This is a genomic window from Amycolatopsis decaplanina DSM 44594 (genome assembly GCF_000342005.1).
GTDB lineage: Bacteria > Actinomycetota > Actinomycetes > Mycobacteriales > Pseudonocardiaceae > Amycolatopsis > Amycolatopsis decaplanina.
This window is the reverse complement of sequence record NZ_AOHO01000069.1, coordinates 199,948-222,422: the sequence shown is the minus strand read 5'-3', so window position 1 is coordinate 222,422 and position 22,475 is coordinate 199,948. Positions and strand designations below refer to the sequence as shown.

Sequence of the window (22,475 nt, the reverse complement as noted above, 5' to 3'; positions counted from 1 at the left end):
CACCGAACACTCATCACAGACATCAACAACCTCACCAACACCCCTTGACATCTATAGGAGCATCTTTCGCGACGTTGGATGTCCCGAAAGTGGCTTTCGCGACATGGGCGGTGGCAGGGCACATGGTCGGCCCAGGTTACGTACTTCAGGCGATCTGAGTGGCGGACCGTGGTGGGCTCGTGAGTGGTAAGGACGGTTCTAACCGTCCTTACCACTCACGACAGTGACCGACTGAGGCTTTCGCGACGTCGGTGGATGCGGGTGGGCACGGCCCGGACCAGTCGCCTCGCTTGACATGCAGCCAGGCGGCTGCCTAAAGTCAAAGGCAGCCGCGAGGCTGCATATAGGGGGACTGGCATGGACGAGGTCTTCAAGGCATTGGCGGACGCCAGCCGGCGCCGGTTGCTCGACGACCTGAACGCCCGCAACGGGCAGACCCTGCGCGAGCTGTGCGCGGGGCTGGACATGGCGCGGCAGTCGGTCAGCAAGCATCTGGCCGTGCTGGAAGCGGCCAATCTGGTGACCACGGTGCGCCGTGGCCGCGAGAAGTTGCATTACGTGAACGCGGAGCCGATCAACGCGATCGCCGAGCGCTGGATCGACCGGTACCACCAGGGCCGCGTCGACGCGCTCGCCGACCTCAAGAAGGCATTGGAGCAGAAACCCATGAGCACCGTCGAATTCGTGTACACCAGCTACATCAGGACGACGCCGGAGCAGCTCTGGCGGGCACTCACCGATCCGGTCTTCACCAAGCAGTACTGGGGTTGCGAGTTCACCTCGGACTGGAAGGCCGGGGCGACGGTGGTCTGGGAACAGTTCGGCGTCAAGCTGGACGACCCCGAGCAGGTGGTCCTGGAGTCCGATCCGTACCGGCGGCTGTCCTACACGTGGCACACCTTCACCCCGGAGTTCGCCGAGTTCGCCGGGCTCGACGCCGACGTGGCGGCGAAGCTCGCGGCGGAACCGCGGTCGAAGGTGACGTTCGACCTCGAACCCGTCGGTGACACGGTGAAGCTGACCGTGGTGCACGACGGGTTCCCACCGGGCAGCACCGCGCTGGAGATGGTCAAGGGCGGCTGGCCGTCGATCCTGTCCAGCCTCAAGTCGCTGCTCGAGACCGGCGCGCCGCTGCCGAGCCCGCGCGCGTAACCGGGTCGACGGGGCCGGTGTGATCGGGCACGATGCGCATCGTGCCCCTGGAGATCGCCTGTGACGAGTCCGGGTCGGAGGGCGAGAAACTGATCGGCGGGCAGACCGGCGTGTTCGCGCACGCTGGGGTCCGGCTGAGTCCCGAAGAGGCCGCCGCCTGCCTGGTCGAACTACGGCGCAGGATCCGCTCACCGGCGGTCGAGTACAAGGCGAACCATCTTCTCCGCACGAAGCACCGACGGGTCCTCGAATGGTTCCTCGGTCCGCGCGGCCCGGTTCACGGGCGTGCGCACGTGTACCTCGTGGACAAGAAGCGGCTGCTGGCGGACGAACTCCGCGCACTCGTCGGCCGGGAGGTCCGGCCGGACGACGAACTCCTCGCCGCGTTCAACGACGTGCTGCGGAGCAGGAATCGCCGGGTGCCGGCGGCGGGCTCGTTCTACGCGATGGTCGGGGACACCGCGGAATTGAGGGCGAAGGTCGCCGAGGCGCGCGACGCCAAGGTCCTCGATCCGCTGGTTCCCGCGATCCTCCGCGCCGTCGAGTGCTGGAGCGAGGGCGGGGAACAGGTCTTCCTCGTCCACGACGAACAACCGTCGCTCAAAGGGGAACGGCTCGCCCTGATCGAGTCGAGTCCGGGATTGGCCGGGGTGAAGTTCGTGGATTCACGGACGGACCCGCGAGTGCAGGCCGCCGATTTCCTGGTCGGTGTCGCGCGCCGGATCGCCGAGGACGAATTGAACGGAAACGGTGACGAGGTGTTGACCGGGTTGCTCGCGCCGTATGTCGACTCGGCGTCCCTCTGGGACTGATTCACTCCATGGCACACCGAATCGCCCGGGTGGACGTTGCCCGGCGCGGCGGCGGGCTGGAAACGTCGGAACGGATCCGACACCCGCCCGGGAGGCAGTCTCAGATGCAGGCTTTCACCTTGCCCGAGTTCTACGTGCCGCATCCGGCCAGGATGAATCCGCACCTCGAAGCGGCGCGGGCGCACAGTATGGCCTGGGCCAGGCGAATGGGGATGCTCGATTCACCGTCGCCGTCCGGTGACGTCGTCTGGACCGAGCAGGCGCTGGCGAAAATGGATTACGCGCTGCTCTGCGCGCACACCCATCCGGACTGTGACGGGCCGTCCCTCGATCTTGTCACGGACTGGTACGTGTGGGTGTTCTTCTTCGACGACGATTTCCTCGCGCAATTCAAGTACACGCGGAACATCGAGGGCGCGAAGGCTTATTTGGACCGCCTGGAACTGTTCATGACCGGGCCGGGGGAAACGTCACCGGAGCCGGGGAATCCCGCCGAAGCCGGGCTCAAGGACCTTTGGGCGCGCACCATTCCCTCGATGTCGGAGTCCTGGCGGCGGCGTTTCGTCACCAGCACGCACAACCTGATGGTCGAATCGCTCTGGGAACTGGACAACATCGACCGAGGCCGGATCGCGAACCCCATCGAATACATCCAGATGCGCCGTCGTGTCGGCGGTGCGCCGTGGTCGGCGAACCTCATCGAGTACGCCGTCGGCGCCGAAGTACCGGACGGGATCGCGGCGACCAGGCCGATGGAGGTCCTGCGCGACACCTTCGCCGACGCCGTCCACCTTCGCAACGATCTCTTTTCGTACCAACGCGAAGTGCGTGAAGAGGGAGAGAACTCCAACGCGGTCCTCGTCTTCGAGAAGTTCCTCGACCGCCCGACGCAGGAGGCCGCCGAACTCACCAACGACCTGCTGACCTCGCGGTTGCAGCAGTTCGAGAACACCGCGCTCGTCGAGGTGCCCGCGTTGCTGGCCGAACGCGACATCTCGCTGCCCGGCCAGATCGCTGTCGGCCTGTACGTCAAAGGACTGCAGGATTGGCAGTCCGGCGGGCACGAATGGCACGCGCGGTCGAGCCGGTACATGAACGAGGGCGCGGTCTCCGGCGCGAACGGGCCGACAGGGCTCGGAACCGGGTCGCTGCGGCTTTCACCGAAGCGGCTGGGGCTGGTCCAGCGGGTGCGGCAGCAGGCGCCCGCGCCGTTCGCGAAGGTGGGCCATCTGCCGCTGCCGGAATTCCGCATGCCGTACCCCGTGCGCACCAATCCCCACCTCGCCGTCGCTCGCGAGTACGCGCCGGGCTGGGCGCGGGAGATGGGGATGTTCGAGAACGGGGTCTGGGACGAGCGCCGGTTCCGCGGGTTCGACCTGGCGCACCGCGCCGCGATGATCGGCCCGGACGCGGACTTCGAACGACTGAAGGTGTCCACCGGCTGGTTCACCTGGAGCACGTACGGCGACGACTACTTCTCCCTGGTCTTCGGGATGAAACGGGATCCGGTGGCCGCGAAGCTGTGCAGCGACCGGCTTTCCCTGTTCATGCCGCTCGACGGCGAACCGATGCCGAAGCCGTCGAACGCGATCGAGCGAGGCCTCGCCGACCTGTGGGGCCGCACCGCCGGGCCGCTGACCCCGCACGGGCGGGCGGGGTTCCGGCGGGCGATCGAGAGCATGACCGCGAGCTGGGTCTGGGAGGTGGGGAACCAGGCGCAGAACCGTGTCCCCGACCCGGTCGACTACGTGGAGATGCGACGGCGGACGTTCGGATCCGACCTGACGAAGAGCCTCGCGCTCCTCGAACTCGGCGACGTCGTGCCGCAGGAACTCTTCCAGCACCGCGTGTTGTTCGAACTCGACACCGCGGCGCAGGACTACGCGGCCTTCTCCAACGACCTGTTCTCGTACCAGAAGGAGGTCGAGTACGAGGGCGAGGTGCACAATCTCGTGTACGTCGTCGAGCGGTTCCTTGAGGTGGACCGCGTCGAGGCTCGCGACATCACCGCCCGGTTGATGAACGCGCGGATGGACCAGTTCGAGCAGCTCGCGGACGAGGGGTTGCCGAGGATGTGCGACGACCTCGGGCTCGGCGACGACGTCCGCGCGGTGCTGACCGGGTACGCGGACCACCTGAAGGACCGGATGGCCGGAACCCTGGAATGGCACCGGAAGTGCGTGCGGTACACGCCGGAGGGGCTGGAGCGCGCCCGCACTCCCGAGCCGCCGGTGTTCCCGCTCGAGCCGAGCGGGATCGGCATGTCGGCCTGGCGGATCGGGAGCGGGGCGCGCTGAGTCCTAGAACGCGGTCAGGGTGATCCGCGCGGTCCGCGGGTCCCCGTCGTGCACCAGCGACTCGAAGTGCCCGACGTCGTCGAAGGCGAATCCGTACGCCTTCCCGTCGACCATCTGCTCGTGCACGATCCGCGAGTAGTGGTCGGTCACGGACTGCTTGTAGAACTGGCCCGCGTCGTAGGTCGGCTGCGTGTGCAGGGAGCCGAGGGTCGAGCGGTGCAGCGCCGCGCACAGCGTCCGCGCGATCGGGCCGACGACCTGGTCGTTCGGCGCCTGCAGCCGTCCGTCGCAGTTGAAGACGTCACGGGTGCTCGGCTTGTTGAACGACGCCACGGTCGCGCCCGACGTGTCGGTGAAGCGCAGGACGTCGTCCCCGCCGGTCCGGCCGGTGAACTTCTTGCCGGGTTCTGCCTCGAACGGGACCACCGTCAGCGGTGTCGACTTGTAGGTGTTCCAGGCGCTCGTGACGTAGCCGTCGAGGTAGTTGCCACTGAACTTGCCGGTGTCGAGCCCCTTGCCCGGCGCGAGGACCCGCAGCCGGTTGTACACCAGGTTCGAGAAACCGGACTGTCCTTGGACGGCGTTGAAGATGTTCTCGCGGCCACCCGCCTTGAGGCGCCCGGCCTCCTTGTCCGCGCCCGCCCCGTTGGTCAGGCCGACGGCGTGGGGCACGCTGAACATGTCGACCTGCGAGCTGTTGATGAACAGCCCGCCGTTGTCGTAGGTGAACTCGCTCCAGTCGAACAGGATGTCCCGGTTCGGGTCGCCGTCGGCCCACGGCGCCGGCTGCACCAGCCCGTCCGGGGTCAGGAAGAACTTGATCTTCTGCCCGAACGACATGTAGACGCGGCCCGAGAGCATCCGCGGGATCCGCAGCGTGGTCGAGCCGCCGTTGCCGGGGCCCGCGATCGCGACGTCGGGTGCGGGGCTCGGCGGGTTCGCGCCCGGCGGCCACTGGGTGAAGGTGCCGGCGGCGTCGACGTAGCCGAGTTTGCCGGTGTCGAGGTTCGTGCCCAGCACGTAGAGGTGGACCGCGTCGGAGCGGTTCGAATTGTTGGTCACGGTCAGCGGCAGCGGATCCGGGCCCGCGGCGACCGCGGTGGGTGCCGAAAGCGCCGAAACACCGGTGACCAGGGGGAGGGCGACCGCCAACGCGGTCAGGACGCGCCGGATCTTCTTGCGGATGCGCACAGTTCACTCCTCGGCGGAATCCCGCCGCGGAGCGTGGACGCGCCGCGGCGGTGCTTGCGGATGTCGGCCGGGGGCGCGTTCCCGGCCTGGGTGTGACCTTGGCGAGGGGTCTCAGCACGGGAAGGTACGTCGCGGGAGGCCGAGATGTCCAGACCACTGGTGGGAATCTGTCCGGTTTTCCGCCGTGGTGGACAATTTGTCGCGGACTTTCGTCGATTGAGGCGGCCGGATTCCTCGACTACCGTTGTCCGGGTTCCGTCCTGGACCCCGGCGGCAGGGTTTTCTCATCCGTGGGGAGCGGGACATGAGCGACGATTTTCCGATGCGAAGAACCGGCGGCGGTGAGACGTGGATTTCCCCCGCCTGCTGGGACGGTCTCGCCAAGGCCGCGGTGGACGGCGAGCCGCAGGGCATGGACGACCTCATGTCCGCTGTCGCGTCGTGGGCACGGCGGTACGCCGAAAGCCGCCTCGGTGGCCATGAGCTGACCTATCTCGAACCGGCCGACGTGGCGCAGGAGATCTGCCTCGCGATCTTGGTCGCGGTCCCCGTGCACGGTCTGCGTGGCGGTTCCTTCCTGTTCCTCTTGCGCGCCATCGCGGCGAACAAGGTCGCCGACGTCTTCCGGAAGGCGGCGCGGAGCAAGCAGGTGCTGACCGGTGAACTCCCCGAACGTCCGGCGGGCGCCGCGGACGAACCGGAGCAGCGCGCCCTGCGGGCCGACCTCGGGGTGCGGCTCGGCAGGTTGATGAGGATGCTGCCCGTCTCCCACCGGGAAGTGCTGGGGATGCGGGTGATCGGCGAACTGACGTCGAACGAGACCGCGGAGGCGCTCGGTACGACGTCGTCGCGTGTGCGGGTGACCAAACACCGCGCGATCAGCAGGCTGCGCGCCTGCGCTCAGCGCCAGGACGCCTTGAGCTGAATGCGGATCAACAGCCGAAGCAAGGGATTCTCCCGTTTGGCACGGGTTTCGAGAATGCGAACGCACATGGCCCCTCCAGAGTTCGCCGATGAGCGCCGTCGCCGGGGGCCTGGACAGACGGTCTCGGGTTCCAGCCTAGGCGCGGGCCGGGAGGCCGGAACCGGCCGAACGGGCCATTGGTGCCGGGGAAGTTGTCACGGATGCGGCGAAGAGGCGGAAACGTGGGAGAATGGTCATGGTGCGGACAGGTCGTCCGCGTTGTTCGCCCTTGATCCCGGCGGGCCCGTCCGATACCGGGCAACGCCGGGAGGCACGCCATGGGGTTTCGACGGCATGATCGCGCTGCCGTGGTCTGGGCGAAGATGCGTTTTCTCGCTTCGGAAACCGATTCAGCGGTGTCAGTGAAACACGCCTGCGTCGTTTGCGGAGAGGTCCTCGAGGCGACCGGTGTCGGGCTCACGCTCGCCGCCGGGGGAGGTCTCGCCGAGCCGGTCTTCGCCACCGATGACCGCAGCCGTGAATTGGAAGATCTGCAGTTCACCTTGGGCGAAGGTCCCGCGGTGGAAGTGGTGCGCGGCGGTATGCTCGTCGTCGTAACCGATGTGACCAGTTCGGAGGCATCACTCCGATGGCCGATGTTCGCGCCGGAGGCGATCGACAGAGGCGTGAAATCGATCATCGCGGTGCCGATTCAGGCCGGTGCGATCAAATTGGGCGCTGTCGACTGCTATCGCGAATTCGCCGGGTTCCCTTCGAGTGAGGGACAGGCGCAGGCACTCGTCTGCGCCGAAGCGGTGATCCCCCTCGCGATCGCCGAGGTCGACGTCGGCAGGCCGGGGCTGGCCGAATGGATCGATCGCGAGTTCACCGACCACCACGACAGGGTGCATCAGGCCGCGGGCATGGTGTCGGTCCAGCTCGACATCGGACTCGCGGACGCGCTCGCCCGCATGCGTGCCTATGCCTACGCCCACGGCCGGAAGCTCGACGAGGTCGCCGAGGACGTGGTGCGGCGCCGTGTCAAGTTCCGGCCCGAGTCATGACGGATGTGTGCGTAAGGAGATACCGGGAAGATGACCGACCTGGCGGCCGACTTGAGGGAAACCTTCGTGCAGCTGGCGGACACCCTTGTCGACGACTTCGATCTCGTCGAGTTCCTCGACCTGCTCGCGTTCAGATGTGTCGGACTGCTCGGCGTCCGTGCCGCCGGACTGCTGCTCGCCGACGCGCGCGGCACGCTCACCATGGTGGCCGCGTCCGATGAAAAGACCCGGCTGCTCGAGTTGTTCCAATTACGGAACTCCGAGGGGCCGTGCCTGGACTGCTACCGGGGCGCCGAACCGGTGCTCTGCCCGGATCTGACGCGGGCGAGCGAAAGCTGGCCGAAGTTCTCCCGGGAGGCGGAAAACGCGGGATTCCGTTCCGTGTACGCCTTGCCGATGCGGCTTCGTGAAGAAGTGATCGGCGCGCTGAGCCTGTTCGGCACCCGCCCCGCGTCGCTCGACCGGAACGGGTTGCGGCTCGCGCAGGCACTCGCGGACGTGGCCACGATCGGCATCCTGCACCACCGTTCGCTGCAGCGTCAGGAGATCATCACCGCGCAGCTGCAGACCGCGTTGAACAGCCGGGTGACCATCGAGCAGGCGAAAGGCGTTCTCGCCGAACGGCTCCGGATTTCGGTGGACGACGCTTTCGGCGTATTGCGCGCCTACGCGCGGAGCAACAATCGCAAGATCCTCGCCGTGGCGGCCGGGATCATTGATCGCACGGTGGACATCCGGCCTTGAACGATACCGATTCGGCGCTTGTTCGCCCTGCGCCGATACCTAGACTGGATGAGTGTTTTCCCTGGAGCAGCTGGTGAGTTTCGTCGCGGTGGCCGAGGAACTGCACTACGGCCGGGCGGCGGAGCGGCTCTCGATGACCCAGCCGCCGTTGAGCAGGCGGATCCAGCTGCTGGAGCGCGACCTGGGAGTCGAGCTTCTCGACCGTACGCACCGCACGGTCCGGCTGACACCCGCCGGACGGGTTTTTCTTGCCGAGGCAAGGAAGATACTGCGTTCGTCGCAAGAGGCGGCACTGTACGTCCGCCGGGCGAAGAAAGGTGAGGTCGGGGCCGTCACACTCGGGTTCACCGCCACGGCGGCGTATTCGCACCTCGAACATGTCATCGCCGTGGCGAACGCCGAGGTGCCCGGTGTCGATCTCGTGCTGCGGGAAATGGTGACGGCGGCGCAGGTGGAGGGGTTGCTGTCGGGCGGAATCGATCTCGGCATGATCCGGCCGCCGGTCACCGGCGCCGGCATCGTGACCCTGCCGCTGTGGCGGGAGCCGTTGCTGGCGGCGCTGCCGTCGGCGCATCCCTTGGCCCGTCGGAAGAAGAATCCCGATGTCCGCGATTTCGACGGCGAGCCGTTCATCATGTATTCGCCGTCGGAAGGCCGGTACTTCCACGACCTGCTCGTGGCGGTGTTCCGCGCCGCCAGGGTACTGCCGGAGTACACGCAATACCCCTGTCAGGTGCATACGGTGCTCGCACTGGTCAAGGCGGAACTCGGTGTCGCGCTGGTGCCCGCCGCGGCCGCCGCGCTGCGTTTCGAGGGGGTCGTGCTCCGTCCGGTGGACGGTGTCGAGGGCCGTCCGGTGGAACTCGAACTGATGTGGCGGCGGGGCAACGACAATCCGGCGCTCGGCGCGTTGCTCGCCGTCATCGGCGACCCGGCGCGACGCGGCCGTCAGTCCACTGTGGACTGCACGGGCCAGGCGTCGCCCCATTCGGCGTCGCGGGCCTCGCGGTAGGCCGTGCCGTGCCTTTTGGTGACGATCGTTTCGGTGAGCCCGGATCCGGCGCACAGGGACAGGCTGACCATGCCCTTGCGTTTGACCGGATGCCGCAGGATCCGGCCTTCGGCGCGTTCCGGTGACGTGCGCGAGGCGACGACGTAGGAGAATTTCTCGTCCTCGAAGCCGAGCGTCGCGGACTTGAGTTGGCGGTGCAGACCGGTGCGCGGGAGGCGCGCGGAGAAATGGCACCAGTCCTTGCCGCGCGGGATCGGGCACGCGCCCTCGTGCGGACAGGGCGCGACCAGGGAAAGCCCGAGTTCGACGAGCTGATCCCGCGCTACGACGATCCGCTCGTATCCCGCTGGGGTGCCGGGTTCGATCAGCACCAGCATCCCTGCCTTCGCCGACAGCCAGCGGACGGTGTCGGCCCGGCGGGCCTCGGGCAGCTCGCCGAGGACGTAGGAGAGGGTCACCAGATCGGCGTCCGGCGCGGGCGCGGCCGGGTCGATCAGGCCGCGTCGCCAGGTCGAGCCCCGGACGGCCTTGTCGCCGGCGTTCCCCGCGAGCCGCCGCCCGAGTGCGATCGCGCCCTGGACCTGCTCGACGACGGTGCTCTCCTCCAGCGACGGCCACACGTCGGCAGCCGCCCAGATCGCGGCACCGGTCCCGCCGCCGATGTCGATCTGCGTGCGCGGGGCGAACCCGGGAGCACGGAGGGCGGCTTCGGCGAGAACGGCGTGTACGGCCGCGTACGTGGCCGGCATCCGGTAGCCCGCGTACGCCGCGATGTCGGCTTCGGAGGAGAGGATGGGCGCGCTCGCGGGGGCGTTCTCGCGGTAGCGCGTGCTGAGCCGCTCGACGGACTGCGTCAGCCTGTTCTGCGGGTACTTGCCCAGCTCCTCGTCGAGGGCGGAGCGGAGGGTTTCGGGGAGTCCGGACACGGTCGAGGATTCTCGCATGGGTGGTTGACCTGCGGTTTTCCGGCTGCTCGAATATCCGCGAAAAAAGTTCGGGGACCGTGTCGAAACCTGGGGTGTCCGATCGACGCGTAGATGTGGCGGGGACGAGCCCCGCCGGGAACGGAGACGACGGATGCGGTTCATGGTGATTGTCAAGAGCGACGAGAAGACCGACGTGGCCGGTGCTCAGCCGAGTGCCGAGGAGTTGCAGGAGATGGGGAAGTTCAACGAGGAACTGGTGAAGGCCGGTGTCATGCTCGCGGGTGAAGGACTGCTCCCCAGCTCCGAAGGTTTCCGCCTCCAGTACTCCGGCACCACCGAGGCCAGGGTCGTCGACGGGCCCTTCGCCGAGAGCAAGGAACTCATCGCGGGGTTCTGGATCCTGCAGGTCAAGGACAAGGCCGAGGTCATCGAATGGATGAGGCGCGCACCGTTCCGCGAGGGTGAGATCGAGATCCGCCGGATCGCCGAGCTGGAGGACTTCGACAACGCCACCCCCGAGATCGTCGAGCATGAGCAGAAGCTGCGGGAGCAGGCCGAGGCGAACTAGTGGTTGCGGTCGTCGCGCCGACGATGTTGATTGGTCGGCGTGACGGCAACAGCAGACCCCCGTTCGGCGATCGACGCGGTGTGGCGGATCGAATCGGCCCGCCTCATCGCCGGCCTCGCGCGGATGACGCGCGACGTCGGGCTCGCGGAGGAACTGGCGCAGGACGCGCTGGTCGCCGCGCTCGAACAGTGGCCTGAGTCGGGCGTCCCGAGGAACCCGGGCGCCTGGCTCATGACCACGGCCAAACGCCGGGCCGTCGACACCTTCCGGCGCAACGAGCGGTACGAACGGAAGCTCGGCGAGATCGGCCGCGAGCAGGAGTTCGAGGAGGAACCCGACTTCACCGCGGGCCTCGACGACCACATCGAGGACGATCTGCTGAGGCTGGTGTTCACCGCCTGTCACCCGGTGCTTTCGACCGAGGCCAGGGTGGCGCTCACGCTGAAGATGATCGGCGGGCTGCAGACGCACGAGATCGCGCGGGCGTTCCTCGCCAAGGAGACCGCCATCGCGCAGCGGATCGTCCGTGCGAAGAAGACTCTCGGCGACGCCAAGGTGCCGTTCGAGGTGCCGGAGGGGGCGGACAGGGTCGCGCGTCTTTCGTCGGTGCTCGAAGTCATCTACCTGATCTTCAACGAGGGGTATTCGGCGACGGCCGGCGAAGACTGGATGCGGCCGGCGTTGTGCGAGGAGGCGCTGCGGCTCGGCCGGATCCTGGCCGGGTTGATGCCGAAGGAGCCCGAGGTGCACGGGCTGGTCGCGCTGATGGAGATCCAGGCCTCGCGGTCCGCCGCGCGCGTCGGGCCGAACGGCGAACCCGTACTGCTGATGGACCAGGACCGGACGAAATGGAACCGGATCCTGATCGGCCGCGGCCTCACCGCGCTGGAACTCTCCGAGTCGCTCACTGGCGGCGCTTTCGGCCTCTACGCGGCACAGGCCGCCATCGCCGCTTGCCACGCGCGGGCGCGAACGGGTGAGGAGACCGACTGGGGACGCATCGCCGTCCTGTACGAAGGGCTCGCGAAACTGAACCCGTCGCCGGTGATCGAACTGAACCGCGCGGTGGCGCTGTCGATGGCGGTCGGGCCGGAAGCGGGGCTCGCGGTGGTCGACAAGCTGACGTCGGAGCCCGCGCTGAAGTCGTACCACCTGCTGCCGAGTGTGCGCGGCGACTTCCTGTCGAAGCTCGGCCGCCTCGACGAGGCCCGCGCCGAGTTCGAGCGCGCGGCGGAGATGACCGGTAACGACCGGGAGCGCACCCTGCTGCTGAACCGGGCCGCGGAGTGCACCCCCTGACCTCGCGGCGAGGTCAGGCGGGGGCGGGGCGCAGTGCGGTCAGCGCGCGGTGCTGCCCCAGCCGGACGGCCTGCACGGAGCAGCCGAGCACCAGCGCGGTGTCATCTGCGGAAAGCCCGACGAGCGACCGCAGCACCATGATCTCGCGCTGCTGCCCGGGCAGCACCGAAAGCGGGTTCGGCAGTTCGGCGGCGGTCCGGTGGAAGTCGTCGACCAGGCCGCGCGTGACGTCGTAGGCGAACGCGAGCAGCGCGGGCGCCCCGGCCGCACCGGCGAAGATCTCGCGGCAGCTGTCTTTCGCGATCGCGTCGGCGATGTCGTAGGTGCCCGAACGACGGCCGATCCGCGCCCGGCAGTAGCGCACGACCAGGACGCGGACGGCGTCGACGAGTTTCGAAGCTGTCTCCATCCGCCCGCCGGCCTCCTCCGACCGCCGCGAACCGTGTCCTCGCATCGGCTCCCTCTCCCACCTTTCAGATGAGCACGGCCGAGGGGTGGGGCGGTACGGTCTTTTTGCCCACACGGGCGGTTCAGGCCTCGATGAAGACGATCCGCTCCGGCTCGATCGTCAGGTTCACGGTCTGCCGCTTCACGCTCACCAAGGTCTCGAATTCCGTGGCGTGCCCGTCCGGGACCGTGAACAGGCGGTCGTCACGGGAATCGAGGAAGTCGGAGAAGCCGGTCAGCGAGACCCCGCCGCTTTCGTCGAGCGCGAGGTAGTCGACGAGCCTGCGGAACAGTTTCGGCAGGATCACCAGTCCGTCGGCCAGTTGCCGCCGTGACGAGAGCTTGAACCCGGAGTCGGTGACGTCCTGGGGCCACAGTCCGAGCCCGTCTTGGCGTGCTTTGACCGCGGCTTCGGCCAGGGCTTCACGGAGATCGGGGTAAAGCAGTGAATAGAACGTCGGGTAGACGAGTCCGTCCGCGACCTGCCGGTAGTTCGCGGAGTTCTTCAGCGTTTTGACGTCGAGACGGACCTTGGAAAGATCCGCCGACCTTCCCGGCCGTTGTCCTGGAAAGGCGAACGCCACCGCTCGTCCGTATTTGTCGGCGAATCGCGTCAGTATGTGACCCGGTACCTTGATCGGCGTCGACGAGGTGACTGTTCCCTCTTCGTCGCGTTCGACTGTTTTGAAGCCCAGGACCTTCAGCAGGTTCGCCGCCGCGGCGTCGGCGAATTCCGCGGGCTGGTGCCACGTCCCGCCCGTGCCCCTGGCCTGGTAATGCGTTTCGAGCGCGTCGATCGCGTCGAGTCGCAGCTGCATCCCGCCCCGCGAATTGAGCCGGACCTTCAGGCCCGCCTTCTTGGTCGCCTGGGGATCTTCGGGATAGAACCGGACCGAATCGCCGTCCGGTGAGGCGCCGCCGAGCTGGAACGTACCTTTGATCAGCGTCATGGGCATGGGGACAACGGTAGTTCGCATTCCGGCGAACGGATCCCGTTTTCATCCATCCAGCCCAGTGAGCGGTAAAGATCGGATGACCATTGTGGACATTCTCGTGAGTGGTAATGACGGTTAGAACCGTCATTACCACTCACGAGAGCAGTTTGGCCTGAAGCAACGAGATCACCCCGACCACGGCGGTCAGCACGACCGACCACAGGAACGTCTGCCGCAGCAGCGCACCTTCCTTCCCGGACTGCCCGATCGCGGTGGCGCCGATGGACAGGTTCTGCGGTGAGATCATCTTCCCCATCACGCCGCCGGAGGTGTTGGTGGCGCCGGCGAGGATCGGGTCGACGTGCAGTTGCTGCGCCGAAATCACCTGCATCGGCCCGAAGAGGCTGTTCGTCGAAGCGTCCGAGCCGGTGAGGAAGACGCCCAGCCAGCCGATGTAGGCGGAGAACAACGGGAACAGCACCCCGGTGGTCGCCAGCGCGAGGCCGAGCGTCTGCGTCGCGCCCGAGTAGTTCATGACGAACGCGATCGCGAGGATCATGAAGATCGTCGCCAGCGCCCACCGCATCTGGTGCAGTGTCCGGCGGTAGGTGACCAGCAGCAGCCGCGGTTTCGCGCCCATCGCGAAACCCGCCCCGATCGCCGCGATCAAGGCCACCGTTCCCGGCGAATAAAGGAAATCGACGGTCAACGTCGCCGCGTACGGCGTGTCCTTCGGCGTGATCGGCGCGTGCTGGACGACCTCCTTGTGCAGCCCCGGCCACGCGAACACCCAGTCCGCCTTGTGCAGCAGTTTCGTCAGGTCAAGCCATGTGGGCAGGTTCTTGAAGATCGTCCCGATCCGAGAAAGGAAGATCGCCGCGATCAGGACGATGTACGGCGCCCACGCGTACAGCGCGCCGCGTCCGGCTTTCGCCGCGCCGAGGCTCGCCCCGGCTCGCACCGGTTCTTCGCCGTCGAAACGCCAAACCGCCGAGGGCTGCCAGAACCGCGTCAGTATCCACAGCGAGGCCATCGCGGTGAGCGCGGCGACGACGTCGACGAGGCTCGGGCTGATGAAGTTCGAGGTGACGAACTGCATGACCGCGAACGACAGCCCGGCCGTCAGCACGGCGGGCCAGACCTCGATCATCCGCTTCCAGCCCGAGAGGATCACGATCAGGAGACCGGGGACGATCATCGCCAGCAACGGGAGCTGGCGTCCGACCATCGACGAGAACAGCTCCGTCGCCTGCTCCTGTTTCATGCCGAGGATCGGCGCGGTCAGCCTGCCCAGCACGATCAGCGGGTTGCCGAGTCCGCCGAACGCGACCGGCGCGGTGTTCGCCAGCAACGCGAGCACGACCGCCTTCACCGGCGGAAAACCGAGCGCGGCCATCATCGCCGCGGTGATCGCGATCGGCGAACCGCCGCCCGCGATCCCTTCCAGCAGCGCGCCGAACCCGAAGGCGATCAGCAGCGCCTGGAGGCGGCGGTCCTCACTGAACCCGGCGAGGACCGCCTTGATGTCGTCGAACCGCCCGGTCGCGACGGTGACGTTGTGGAAGTACACGGCGTGGAACGCGATCCAGGCCACCGACCACACCCCGAACACCAGCCCCATGGCCGCGGAATCGAGGGCGAGCCCGGCGGGCATGCGGTACGGCAGTACCGCGACCAGCAGCGCCGTGATCAGTGCCAGTGCGGCCGAGAGATGCGCCGATCGGCGCAGGACCCCCAACGTCACCAGCAGCACGATGATCGGCAGCGCCGCCAGCGCGGCGGACGGCCACAGCCCGCCCGCCGGCCGGTAGTCCTGGACCCAGCCCACCTCAGCCCCTTTGCGCGCGGACGTAACCCAGCCGGAGCGACAGCGCGGCGGCGGTCCCGGCCACCGTCGCGCCCAGTTCGTCGGTGCGGCGGAGCACGCGGCCGGCGGGGCCCGCGATGCTGATCGCGGCGATCGGCCGTCCGGTGTGGTCGCGGACGGCGGCGGCCACGCAGCCCACGTCCGGTTCGTTCTCGACGTCGTCCACCGCCCAGCCGCGACGGCTCGTCCTGGCCAGGTCGTCGAGCAGCCGGGCCGGGTCGTTGATCGTCTTGAGCGTGAGGCTGTCGAGTTTCATCCGGCGGATGCGTTCGACACGGTCCTGTTCGGGCAGGGCCGCCAGCCACGCCTTGCCCAGCGACGTCGCGTGTTGCGGACGGCGGGTGCCGAGGCGGCAGGCCAGGGTGACGGCGTTGGCGCTGCGTTCGGTGGCGACGTAGACCATCGTGTCGTTGTCCGGGACGGCGAGGTACGTCGTCTCGCCGCTGCGTTCGGCGAGCGACGCGAGATAACGCGGCGCACAGCGGTGGAGGTCGGTCGCCGCCATCGCGCGGGCGCCGAGCTCGACCAGCCGGGTGCCGAGCCGCACGCGGCCGGTGGCGCGATCGGCTTCGAGGTATTCGAGGTTCTTGAGGGTGCCGACGATGCGGTAGGCGGCGCTCCGGGAGAGACCCAGTTGCCTGGCGATCGCGTTGGTGGAAATCTCCTGGTTCTGGCCGACGTGCTCGAGAACCGCGAGTCCGCGCTCGAGTGTGCCACTGGAATCCAGGCCGCGTGGTGTGCCCACTTCGCCCTCCGTTGGACCGGGGTACCGATGATCGGCACCTGTTTCCGCTAAACGGATTCGGACGTTAACAGCTCACCCCACCCTTGGGAAGGTCTCTTAACAAACTGACGGCCGGACAAGTTTTCCCAGCTCGGGGGCTTCCGGTCAAGATCACCGGTTTGGACCAATCCCTTCGGCGGGTTCGCTTCGGCGTATGACTTCAAGGGTCATTCTTCTGTTCACGGACATGAACGAACCCCCGCCGGAAAATCGCGGCGAGGGTTCGTTCCGAGGTGTGTTTTTAACGCACCGACAGATTCGCGACCGCTCGGACGACGGCCGTGCAGCGGTCTTCGACGTAGTCCAAACCGCCTTCTTCGGCGATCCGGCGGGACTCGGCGGAGACGATGCCCTGCTGCAGCCAGAGCGCCTTCGCGCCGATCGCGACGGCCTGTTCGGCGATCGGCGGGGTGTCCGCCGCCGGGCGGAAGACGTCGACCAGGTCGACGGCCTCCGGGATGTCGGTGAGCGAGCGGTAGACCTTCTCGCCCAGCAGTTCGTCCGCGGAAGGGTGGACGGGGATGATCCGGAACCCGTGTGCCTGCAGCACGGCGGCGACCCCGTGCGAGGCCTTGGCCGGATCGCGGCTCAGCCCCACGACGGCGATCGTCTTCGATCCGGCGAGGATTTCGGTGGCGCGATCGGTCATACCGGGTTCAACCACGGCGGGCGCCCGCGAATTCCTAAAGCTTCCAGAGCCGCAGGCCGCGCACCCGGTACACCGGCCAGACGACGTGCCAGGCGCGGCGCCGCAGGAAGACCGCGGAACAGGTGAGGACGCTGCGCGCGGACGTCGTCGCGACGTCGTGGCGGTCCGGCCAGGTCTCGCCGTGTCTCCCGGCGGCGATCCGGAAGACGTTGACCAGGCCGCGGCCCTGCATGTCGAATTTCGCCCCGCTGTCGCCGGAATCCGGGGCCAGCGAAGCGATCTCCTGACCGAACGCGGCCGAGGGCGCCGGCCCCGCGTCGGCGGGGAGGTCACCGATGGTCGACCAAATCGCCTTGCCGTAGAGGCGGCGGGTGTAGCGCTGGAGCAGCAGCCGCTCCCACAGCGGCAGGACGCGGCGGTGCTTGAGCAGCGCCGAACACTCCGCGTGCCCGATGGCGAAGATGTCGGTCAGCTCGTCGTAGGCGTTGTGCGCGGTGGGCTCGTTGAGGTGCACCCGCACCTCGTAACGGATGCGCGCGGTGAGCTCGTCGAGCTCCTCGCGGCGGTCGATCCTGGTCTTCGCCCGGGAGAGCGCCCAATCGGACATGGGAGCAGGCTAGGTGAAGATCGCGGTGGTGCGAGACCCTTTCGGCCTAATCTCGTCGTACCGGCCAGTGGAACGGGTGTCTTGTGCGGGCCCAGGTGACGGGGCAGAGTGCGGCTGTCGGAAGGAGCCCATGGACGCCAGCACGCTGCAGGAGGCCGCGGCCGCGCTGCTCAGCGCGTACGAGACCGGCAAGCCGATCGCGCCCCTCATCGAGACCTATCCCGCCGCGACACTGGAGGACGCGTATCGCGTCCAGCAACGGCTCGTCCGCCACTGGGCCGAGCGCGGCGACGGTGTGCGCGGGCACAAGGTCGGTCTCGCGTCCGCCGCCATGCAGCGGCAGATGGGCGTCGACCAGCCGGACTACGGCCATCTGACCGCTTCGATGTTCCACCTCGAACACCAGCCGATCCCGATCGGCGGTTTCCTGCAGCCGAGGATCGAGCCGGAGATCGCGTTCGTGCTCGGCTCGCGGTTGCGCGGCCCCGGCGTCACGGTGGCGGACGCGCTGCGTGCGGTGGACTTCGTCGTCCCGGCGCTGGAGATCGTGGATTCCCGGATCCAGGACTGGAAGATCAGCATCGTCGACACCATCGCGGACAACGCGTCGTCGGGCGGTGTCGTCCTCGGCAGCAGGCCGACCGCGATCGGCGACGTCGACCTGCGGCTGGCGGGTTGCGTCCTGCATCGGAACGGCGAGATCGCGGCCACCGGTGCCGGTGGCGCGGTGCTCGGCTCGCCGGTGAACGCGCTGGTGTGGCTCGCGAACACGGTCGGACCGCTCGGTGTCGCGCTCGAACCGGGGCACGTCGTACTGCCGGGTTCGATGACGCGCGCGATCCCGGTGAGCCCCGGCGACACCGTCGTCGCGACGATGGCGGGCCTCGGCAGTGTCACCGCGAAGTTCTCCGGGGAGGAGCGGTCGTGAGCCTTGATGTGCGGGAGGCGGCGGAAGCGCTGCTGTCCGGGGAAGAACGCGAGCCGCTGACCGACGCGTGGCCCGCTTTGGACGTCGAGACCGCGTACGCGATCCAGGACGAGGCGCTCCGGCTCAGGCGGGAGCGCGGCGAGACACTGATCGGGGTCAAGCTGGGCCTGACCTCGCGAGCGAAACAGCGACGTATGGGCATCGACTCGCCGTTGCTCGCGTGGCTGACCGACGCGATGGTGCTTCCGGTCGGCGTCCCGGTTCCGCCCCTGATCCACCCGCGGGCCGAGCCGGAGATCGTTTTCGTTCTGGGGCAACGACTTTCGGGTCCAGGCGTGACGGCGGCGACCGCGATGGCGGCGGTGGATCGTGTCCACGGCGGCGTCGAGATCATCGACAGCCGGTACCGCGACTATCGTTTCGAACTGCCGGATGTCGTGGCGGACAACGGTTCTTCCGCGTACGTGACGCTCGGACCGGTGGGCGCGGAGCCGTCTTCGCTGGATCTCTCGCTGGAGGCGGCATTGCTGGAGGTCGACGGCGCCATCGTCGACACCGCCACCGGGGCGGCGGTGCTGGGGCATCCGGCGGAAGCCTTGGCGCTGGCGGCCAACGCCCTCGGCGCCCGCGGGCTCGCGCTGGAACCGGGCTGGCTCGTGTTCACCGGCGGGATGACCGACGCGGTCGACGTGCGCCCGGGTTCACGGGTGGCGGCGCACTTCTCGCATCTGGGCTCGATCACGCTCGCCGGGGCTTGACGTCGGCGCGGTCGGCCGTCCGGACCAGACCGCGCGTCAGCCTCGGCCAGATCGCGCGCGGGAGGTCGTGCCCCATCCCGGGGACGATGTCCACTTCGGACTCCCGCAGCGCGCGGGCCGTCGCCCGGCCGCCGGAAACGTGCACGAGCGGATCCTTCGATCCGTGCACGACGAGCGCGGGCACCTGGAGTTTTCGCAACGCGCGGAAGCGATCCCGGCTCGAAACGATCGCCGCCAGCTGCCGTACTGTCCCGCCTGGGTTGACGCCGCGATCGAAGGACCGCTCCGCTCGCTCACGCATCCGGGCCTCGTCGAAGGGATAACCGGGCGAGCCGATGACGCGGAACGTGCGCAGCAGGTAGTCGACATACTCCGCGCGGCCGCGCGGGGGCGCCGAAAGCAGCATCGCCATCGCCTTGGCGCTCGGCCGCCCGACGAACCGGTTGCCGGTGGTCGACATGATCGACGTCAGCGAGCGCACCCGCGACGGATGCTCGATGGCCAGCGTCTGCGCGACCATCCCGCCCATCGACGCGCCCACGACGTGCGCGCTCCCGACGCCGAGCTCGGCGAGCAGCCCGGCGGCGTCGTCCGCCATGTCCGCCAGCGAGTACGGCGCCGTGCGCAGGGTGTACGCGAGCGGCAGGTTCACCCGCCCGGTCATCCGGCTGGACCGGCCGGCGTCCCGGTTGTCGTAGCGGATGACGAAGAACCCCTCGGCCGCGAGGTTCTCGCAGAGTTCGTCGTCCCACCAGATCATCTGCGAGGCCAGGCCCATGATCATCAGCAACGGCCTGCCGTCCGGCGAACCGAACGTCTCGTGGCACAGTCGGATGCCGTTCACTTCGGCGATCATCTCCGGCATCGGCACAGTGTGACCGGTGATGACGGAAACGGCTACGCGTCCTCGATGTGCATGGCTTGGCTCTCCGGCCCGGCGGACCGCTGTGTACCCGCGTAGTCGGCGACCTCCTCCGGTTCGGTGTCCCCTGGCTCGCCGCCGTCGGGTGAGCTGAGCTGGACGGCCTCCTCGGACGCGTCGGCGGGGCTGGGGCCGTCCGCTGCTTCGCGGTCTTCCTGGTCGGACATGGTTCCTCCGGTGGGTCGGGGCTTCCTCACCCACCGGTTACCCACTGTTCGCCGCGATACGCGAGAGCTTCCTTTCCGCAGGTCAACGCGGCGACCGTGTGGATTTCGGGACATCTGACGTCCCCAAATCCACACAGTCACGCCACGCGCCCCGGTGCCCCTGCCGCCATAGCCCCACACCCCTGACGAGCTCCTTCACCTCCCGCCGGCCATGCGATACTCTCTCGCTAGAGCGATCTATCAAATCGCAAGGGGGTGATCATGGAAGCTCTTCGGAACCGCGGGCTCACCGCGCTGCGGCTGATCCTGGCCTTCACGCTGCTGTCCACCACGCTGCATTACGCGCACAACGTGATCAGGGCGGCGGACTACCCGCAGATCGAGGGGATCCCGGTCGGCGTCGCCGCCACCTTGGTCGTCGTCGCGTACGTCCTCTTCACCGCGTTCGGGGTCGCCGGCTACCGCGACTACCTGCGCGGACGTTATTGGCGGGCGCTGGCGTTCCTGGTGGTCTACTCGTTGTCCGGCCTCGCGAGCCTCGGCCATTTCCTGGTCGCCGTGCCTCGGATCCCGGCCTTCTGGTTCGCCACGATCTACACCGACACGGCCTCGGCGCTCGCGTTGTGGGTCTTCGTGACCTGGGCGGCGGCGAAACTCAACCGGGTCACCGCTTCTCCCGTGCACACGTGACGGTCGACCGCCGTAGGTGATGTGGTGGGGTGTGGCGAACCGGCTTAAGACGTGCCCGGCGCCGCGCCGTTTCCTCGACCTGCTCCTCCCGCTCCCCGTGACCAACTTTCTACACAACATTGACGTTGATCAATGCGATGTAGACAATCGGAACGGTGACGCGGACCACACCGGTGACGTTCGAACGTCATCCCAGCGGCTATCGGCACTGGAAACTGTCCACCGATGGCGACGTCGCATGGCTCGAACTCGATGTCGACGCGGACGGGGGTCTCGTACCGGGTTACGAGCTCAAGCTCAACTCGTACGACCTCGGCGTCGACATCGAGTTGTACGACGCGACGCAGCGGCTGCGGTTCGAACATCCCGGGGTCCGCGTGGTCATCGTGACCAGCGCGAAGGACAACGTCTTCTGTGCCGGCGCGAACATCCGCATGCTGGCGTCGTCGTCGCACGAGTGGAAGGTGAACTTCTGCAAATTCACCAATGAGACCCGCAACGCCATGGAGGACGCCGCCGCGTACTCCGGTCAGCTCTACGTCGCGGCGGTCAACGGCGCCTGTGCCGGCGGTGGTTACGAAATCGCGCTCGCCTGCGAAAAGATCCTGCTGGTCGACGACAACGCCTCGACCGTCGCGCTGCCGGAGGTGCCCCTCCTCGGTGTTCTCCCCGGCACCGGCGGGCTCACCAGGGTGGTCGACAAACGCGGCGTGCGGCGGGACCTCGCCGACGTCTTCGCCACCCGCCCCGACGGGGTGAAGGGGCGGACCGCCGTCGACTGGCGGCTCGTCGACGAACTCGTGCCGCGGCAGGGGTTCCGCGAAGCCGTGCTGGCCAGGGCGAAGGAGTTCGCGCGGACGAGCGAGCGGCTCGGCGGCGAAGGCGTCGAACTGAAGCCGCTGACGCATCGTTATGTCGAGGTCGTCCACGGCCGATCCGAAGCGACGATCACCGTCAAAGGGCCCGAGGACGACGACGGCTGGTTGCTGGACGTCACCCGCGAGCTGGACGACGCGATCCTTCGCCTGCGTACCAACGAACCCGAACTCGGCACGTGGGTGCTCCGCACCGAGGGCGATCCGGCGAAGGTCCTCGAACACGAACGCGCCGTGTTCGACGCGAAAGACTGTCTGAGCAACGAAATCGTCCACTACTTCAAGCGGACGCTGAAGCGGCTGGACGTCACCAGTCGCAGCCTGATCGCTCTCATCGAGCCTGGCGGTTGCTACGCCGGGCTCCTGCTGGAACTCGCGCTCGCCGCGGACCGGCAGTACATCTTGGACGGTCCGCCGATCGATGACGAAGACAGTGAAGAACGTGCGTCGATCACGTTGTCCGAAGCCAACTTCGGCCGTTTCCCGATGGGCAACGGCCTGACCCGGCTCGAGTCCCGGTTCTTCGGCGACCCGGACCATGTCGCGAGGCTCGCGGAGGTACGCGGCGAACCGCTGAGCCCGGCGGAGGTGAACGAACTCGGCCTGGTCACCGACGCACCGGACGACCTCGATTGGGCGGACGAGATCCGGATCGCGCTGGAAGGACGGGCTTCGCTCAGTCCGGACGCCTTGACCGGGATGGAGGCGAACCACCGGTTCGTCGGGCCCGAGACGCTGGAAAGCAAGATCTTCGGACGCTTGGCCGCCTGGCAGAACTGGATCTTCACCCGTCCGAACGCATCCGGGCCCGAGGGCGCGCTGCGTCGCTACGGTACCGGTCAGAAGGCCGTCTTCGACAGGAAGCGGGTTTGAACAG

23 protein-coding genes are annotated in these 22,475 nt (G+C 67.9%); 13 read left to right on the top strand and 10 right to left on the bottom strand.

Going from position 1 to position 22,475, the window contains the following annotated elements; genetic code table 11:
• The first annotated feature begins 357 nt into the window (after positions 1–357).
• The 3 genes from H074_RS28255 (at position 358) to H074_RS28245 (ending at position 4,261) form a co-directional block, all read left to right on the top strand.
• On the top strand, positions 358–1,152 hold the full coding sequence (locus H074_RS28255; protein WP_007033491.1) for an ArsR/SmtB family transcription factor: 795 nt from the start codon (positions 358–360) through the stop codon (positions 1,150–1,152).
• Positions 1,153–1,184: 32 nt separating this feature from the next.
• On the top strand, positions 1,185–1,964 hold the full coding sequence (locus tag H074_RS28250) for a DUF3800 domain-containing protein (RefSeq protein ID WP_007033490.1): 780 nt from the start codon (positions 1,185–1,187) through the stop codon (positions 1,962–1,964).
• Between the two features lie 104 nt (positions 1,965–2,068).
• Positions 2,069–4,261, top strand: a complete 2,193-nt coding sequence (locus H074_RS28245) for a terpene synthase family protein (protein WP_007033489.1) — start codon at positions 2,069–2,071, stop codon at positions 4,259–4,261.
• Between the two features lie 3 nt (positions 4,262–4,264).
• Here the strand turns inward: H074_RS28245 and H074_RS28240 are convergent, their stop codons facing one another.
• Positions 4,265–5,452, bottom strand: coding sequence for a beta-1,3-glucanase family protein (locus H074_RS28240; RefSeq protein ID WP_007033488.1), 1,188 nt, complete (start codon positions 5,450–5,452; stop codon positions 4,265–4,267).
• A gap of 304 nt (positions 5,453–5,756) precedes the next feature.
• Between H074_RS28240 and H074_RS28235 the strand changes: the two genes are divergently transcribed.
• The 4 genes from H074_RS28235 (at position 5,757) to H074_RS28220 (ending at position 9,176) form a co-directional block, all read left to right on the top strand.
• The gene (locus tag H074_RS28235) at positions 5,757–6,377 is read left to right on the top strand and encodes a sigma-70 family RNA polymerase sigma factor (protein WP_007033487.1); all 621 of its coding nucleotides are present in this window, start codon (positions 5,757–5,759) and stop codon (positions 6,375–6,377) included.
• 395 nt (positions 6,378–6,772) lie between these two features.
• Entirely contained in the window at positions 6,773–7,420 is a 648-nt protein-coding gene (locus H074_RS28230) for an ANTAR domain-containing protein (RefSeq protein WP_235096905.1), read from the top strand.
• Positions 7,421–7,450: 30 nt separating this feature from the next.
• A complete protein-coding gene (locus tag H074_RS28225; protein WP_007033485.1) occupies positions 7,451–8,164 on the top strand; it encodes a GAF and ANTAR domain-containing protein in 714 nt (237 codons plus the stop codon).
• Positions 8,165–8,216: 52 nt separating this feature from the next.
• Complete coding sequence (locus H074_RS28220) at positions 8,217–9,176, top strand: LysR family transcriptional regulator (protein ID WP_051072025.1); 960 nt, start codon at positions 8,217–8,219, stop codon at positions 9,174–9,176.
• Here the strand turns inward: H074_RS28220 and H074_RS28215 are convergent.
• Entirely contained in the window at positions 9,113–10,120 is a 1,008-nt protein-coding gene (locus H074_RS28215) for a small ribosomal subunit Rsm22 family protein (RefSeq protein WP_007033483.1), read from the bottom strand. The genes H074_RS28220 and H074_RS28215 overlap by 64 nt on opposite strands.
• Positions 10,121–10,253: 133 nt before the next feature.
• Between H074_RS28215 and H074_RS28210 the strand changes: the two genes are divergently transcribed.
• Positions 10,254–10,670, top strand: a complete 417-nt coding sequence (locus tag H074_RS28210; protein WP_007033482.1) for a YciI family protein — start codon at positions 10,254–10,256, stop codon at positions 10,668–10,670.
• Between the two features lie 30 nt (positions 10,671–10,700).
• Positions 10,701–11,969, top strand: a complete 1,269-nt coding sequence (locus H074_RS28205) for an RNA polymerase sigma factor (protein WP_007033481.1) — start codon at positions 10,701–10,703, stop codon at positions 11,967–11,969.
• Between the two features lie 13 nt (positions 11,970–11,982).
• On the opposite strand, the gene H074_RS28200 is transcribed toward H074_RS28205, so the two are convergent.
• The 6 genes from H074_RS28200 to H074_RS28175 form a co-directional block, all read right to left on the bottom strand.
• Positions 11,983–12,378, bottom strand: a complete 396-nt coding sequence (locus tag H074_RS28200; protein WP_007033480.1) for a sigma factor-like helix-turn-helix DNA-binding protein — start codon at positions 12,376–12,378, stop codon at positions 11,983–11,985.
• Positions 12,379–12,499: 121 nt separating this feature from the next.
• The gene (locus H074_RS28195) at positions 12,500–13,372 is read right to left on the bottom strand and encodes a hypothetical protein (protein WP_007033479.1); all 873 of its coding nucleotides are present in this window, start codon (positions 13,370–13,372) and stop codon (positions 12,500–12,502) included.
• A gap of 133 nt (positions 13,373–13,505) precedes the next feature.
• Positions 13,506–15,179: an L-lactate permease gene (locus H074_RS28190; protein WP_007033478.1), complete on the bottom strand. Its 1,674-nt coding sequence runs from the start codon at positions 15,177–15,179 to the stop codon at positions 13,506–13,508.
• Between the two features lies 1 nt (position 15,180).
• Positions 15,181–15,963 (bottom strand): IclR family transcriptional regulator, encoded by a 783-nt coding sequence (locus H074_RS28185; protein WP_005165190.1) that lies wholly within the window; start codon positions 15,961–15,963, stop codon positions 15,181–15,183.
• A gap of 280 nt (positions 15,964–16,243) precedes the next feature.
• On the bottom strand, positions 16,244–16,651 hold the full coding sequence (locus H074_RS28180) for a CoA-binding protein (RefSeq protein WP_007033477.1): 408 nt from the start codon (positions 16,649–16,651) through the stop codon (positions 16,244–16,246).
• Positions 16,652–16,685: 34 nt separating this feature from the next.
• Complete coding sequence (locus H074_RS28175; RefSeq protein ID WP_007033476.1) at positions 16,686–17,258, bottom strand: hypothetical protein; 573 nt, start codon at positions 17,256–17,258, stop codon at positions 16,686–16,688.
• Positions 17,259–17,388: 130 nt separating this feature from the next.
• On the opposite strand from H074_RS28175, the gene H074_RS28170 reads away from it, so the two are divergent.
• Both H074_RS28170 and H074_RS28165 read left to right on the top strand, forming a co-directional pair.
• Positions 17,389–18,186, top strand: a complete 798-nt coding sequence (locus H074_RS28170) for a 2-keto-4-pentenoate hydratase (protein ID WP_007033475.1) — start codon at positions 17,389–17,391, stop codon at positions 18,184–18,186.
• Positions 18,183–18,944: a 2-keto-4-pentenoate hydratase gene (locus H074_RS28165; RefSeq protein WP_039923547.1), complete on the top strand. Its 762-nt coding sequence runs from the start codon at positions 18,183–18,185 to the stop codon at positions 18,942–18,944. The genes H074_RS28170 and H074_RS28165 overlap by 4 nt, the downstream gene beginning before the upstream one ends.
• Here H074_RS28165 and H074_RS28160 read toward each other — a convergent pair.
• Both H074_RS28160 and H074_RS28155 read right to left on the bottom strand, forming a co-directional pair.
• Entirely contained in the window at positions 18,925–19,809 is an 885-nt protein-coding gene (locus tag H074_RS28160) for an alpha/beta fold hydrolase (RefSeq protein WP_007033473.1), read from the bottom strand. The two genes, H074_RS28165 and H074_RS28160, sit on opposite strands and share 20 nt — an antisense overlap.
• A gap of 32 nt (positions 19,810–19,841) precedes the next feature.
• Positions 19,842–20,033, bottom strand: a complete 192-nt coding sequence (locus H074_RS28155) for a hypothetical protein (protein ID WP_007033472.1) — start codon at positions 20,031–20,033, stop codon at positions 19,842–19,844.
• Positions 20,034–20,294: 261 nt separating this feature from the next.
• Between H074_RS28155 and H074_RS28150 the strand changes: the two genes are divergently transcribed.
• A complete protein-coding gene (locus tag H074_RS28150; protein ID WP_007033471.1) occupies positions 20,295–20,723 on the top strand; it encodes a hypothetical protein in 429 nt (142 codons plus the stop codon).
• A 155-nt stretch (positions 20,724–20,878) separates the two neighbouring features.
• Positions 20,879–22,471 carry a 2,3-epoxybenzoyl-CoA dihydrolase gene (boxC, locus tag H074_RS28145; RefSeq protein ID WP_007033470.1) on the top strand — a complete coding sequence of 531 codons (1,593 nt, stop codon included), beginning with the start codon at positions 20,879–20,881 and terminating at the stop codon, positions 22,469–22,471.
• Positions 22,472–22,475 lie beyond the last annotated feature (4 nt).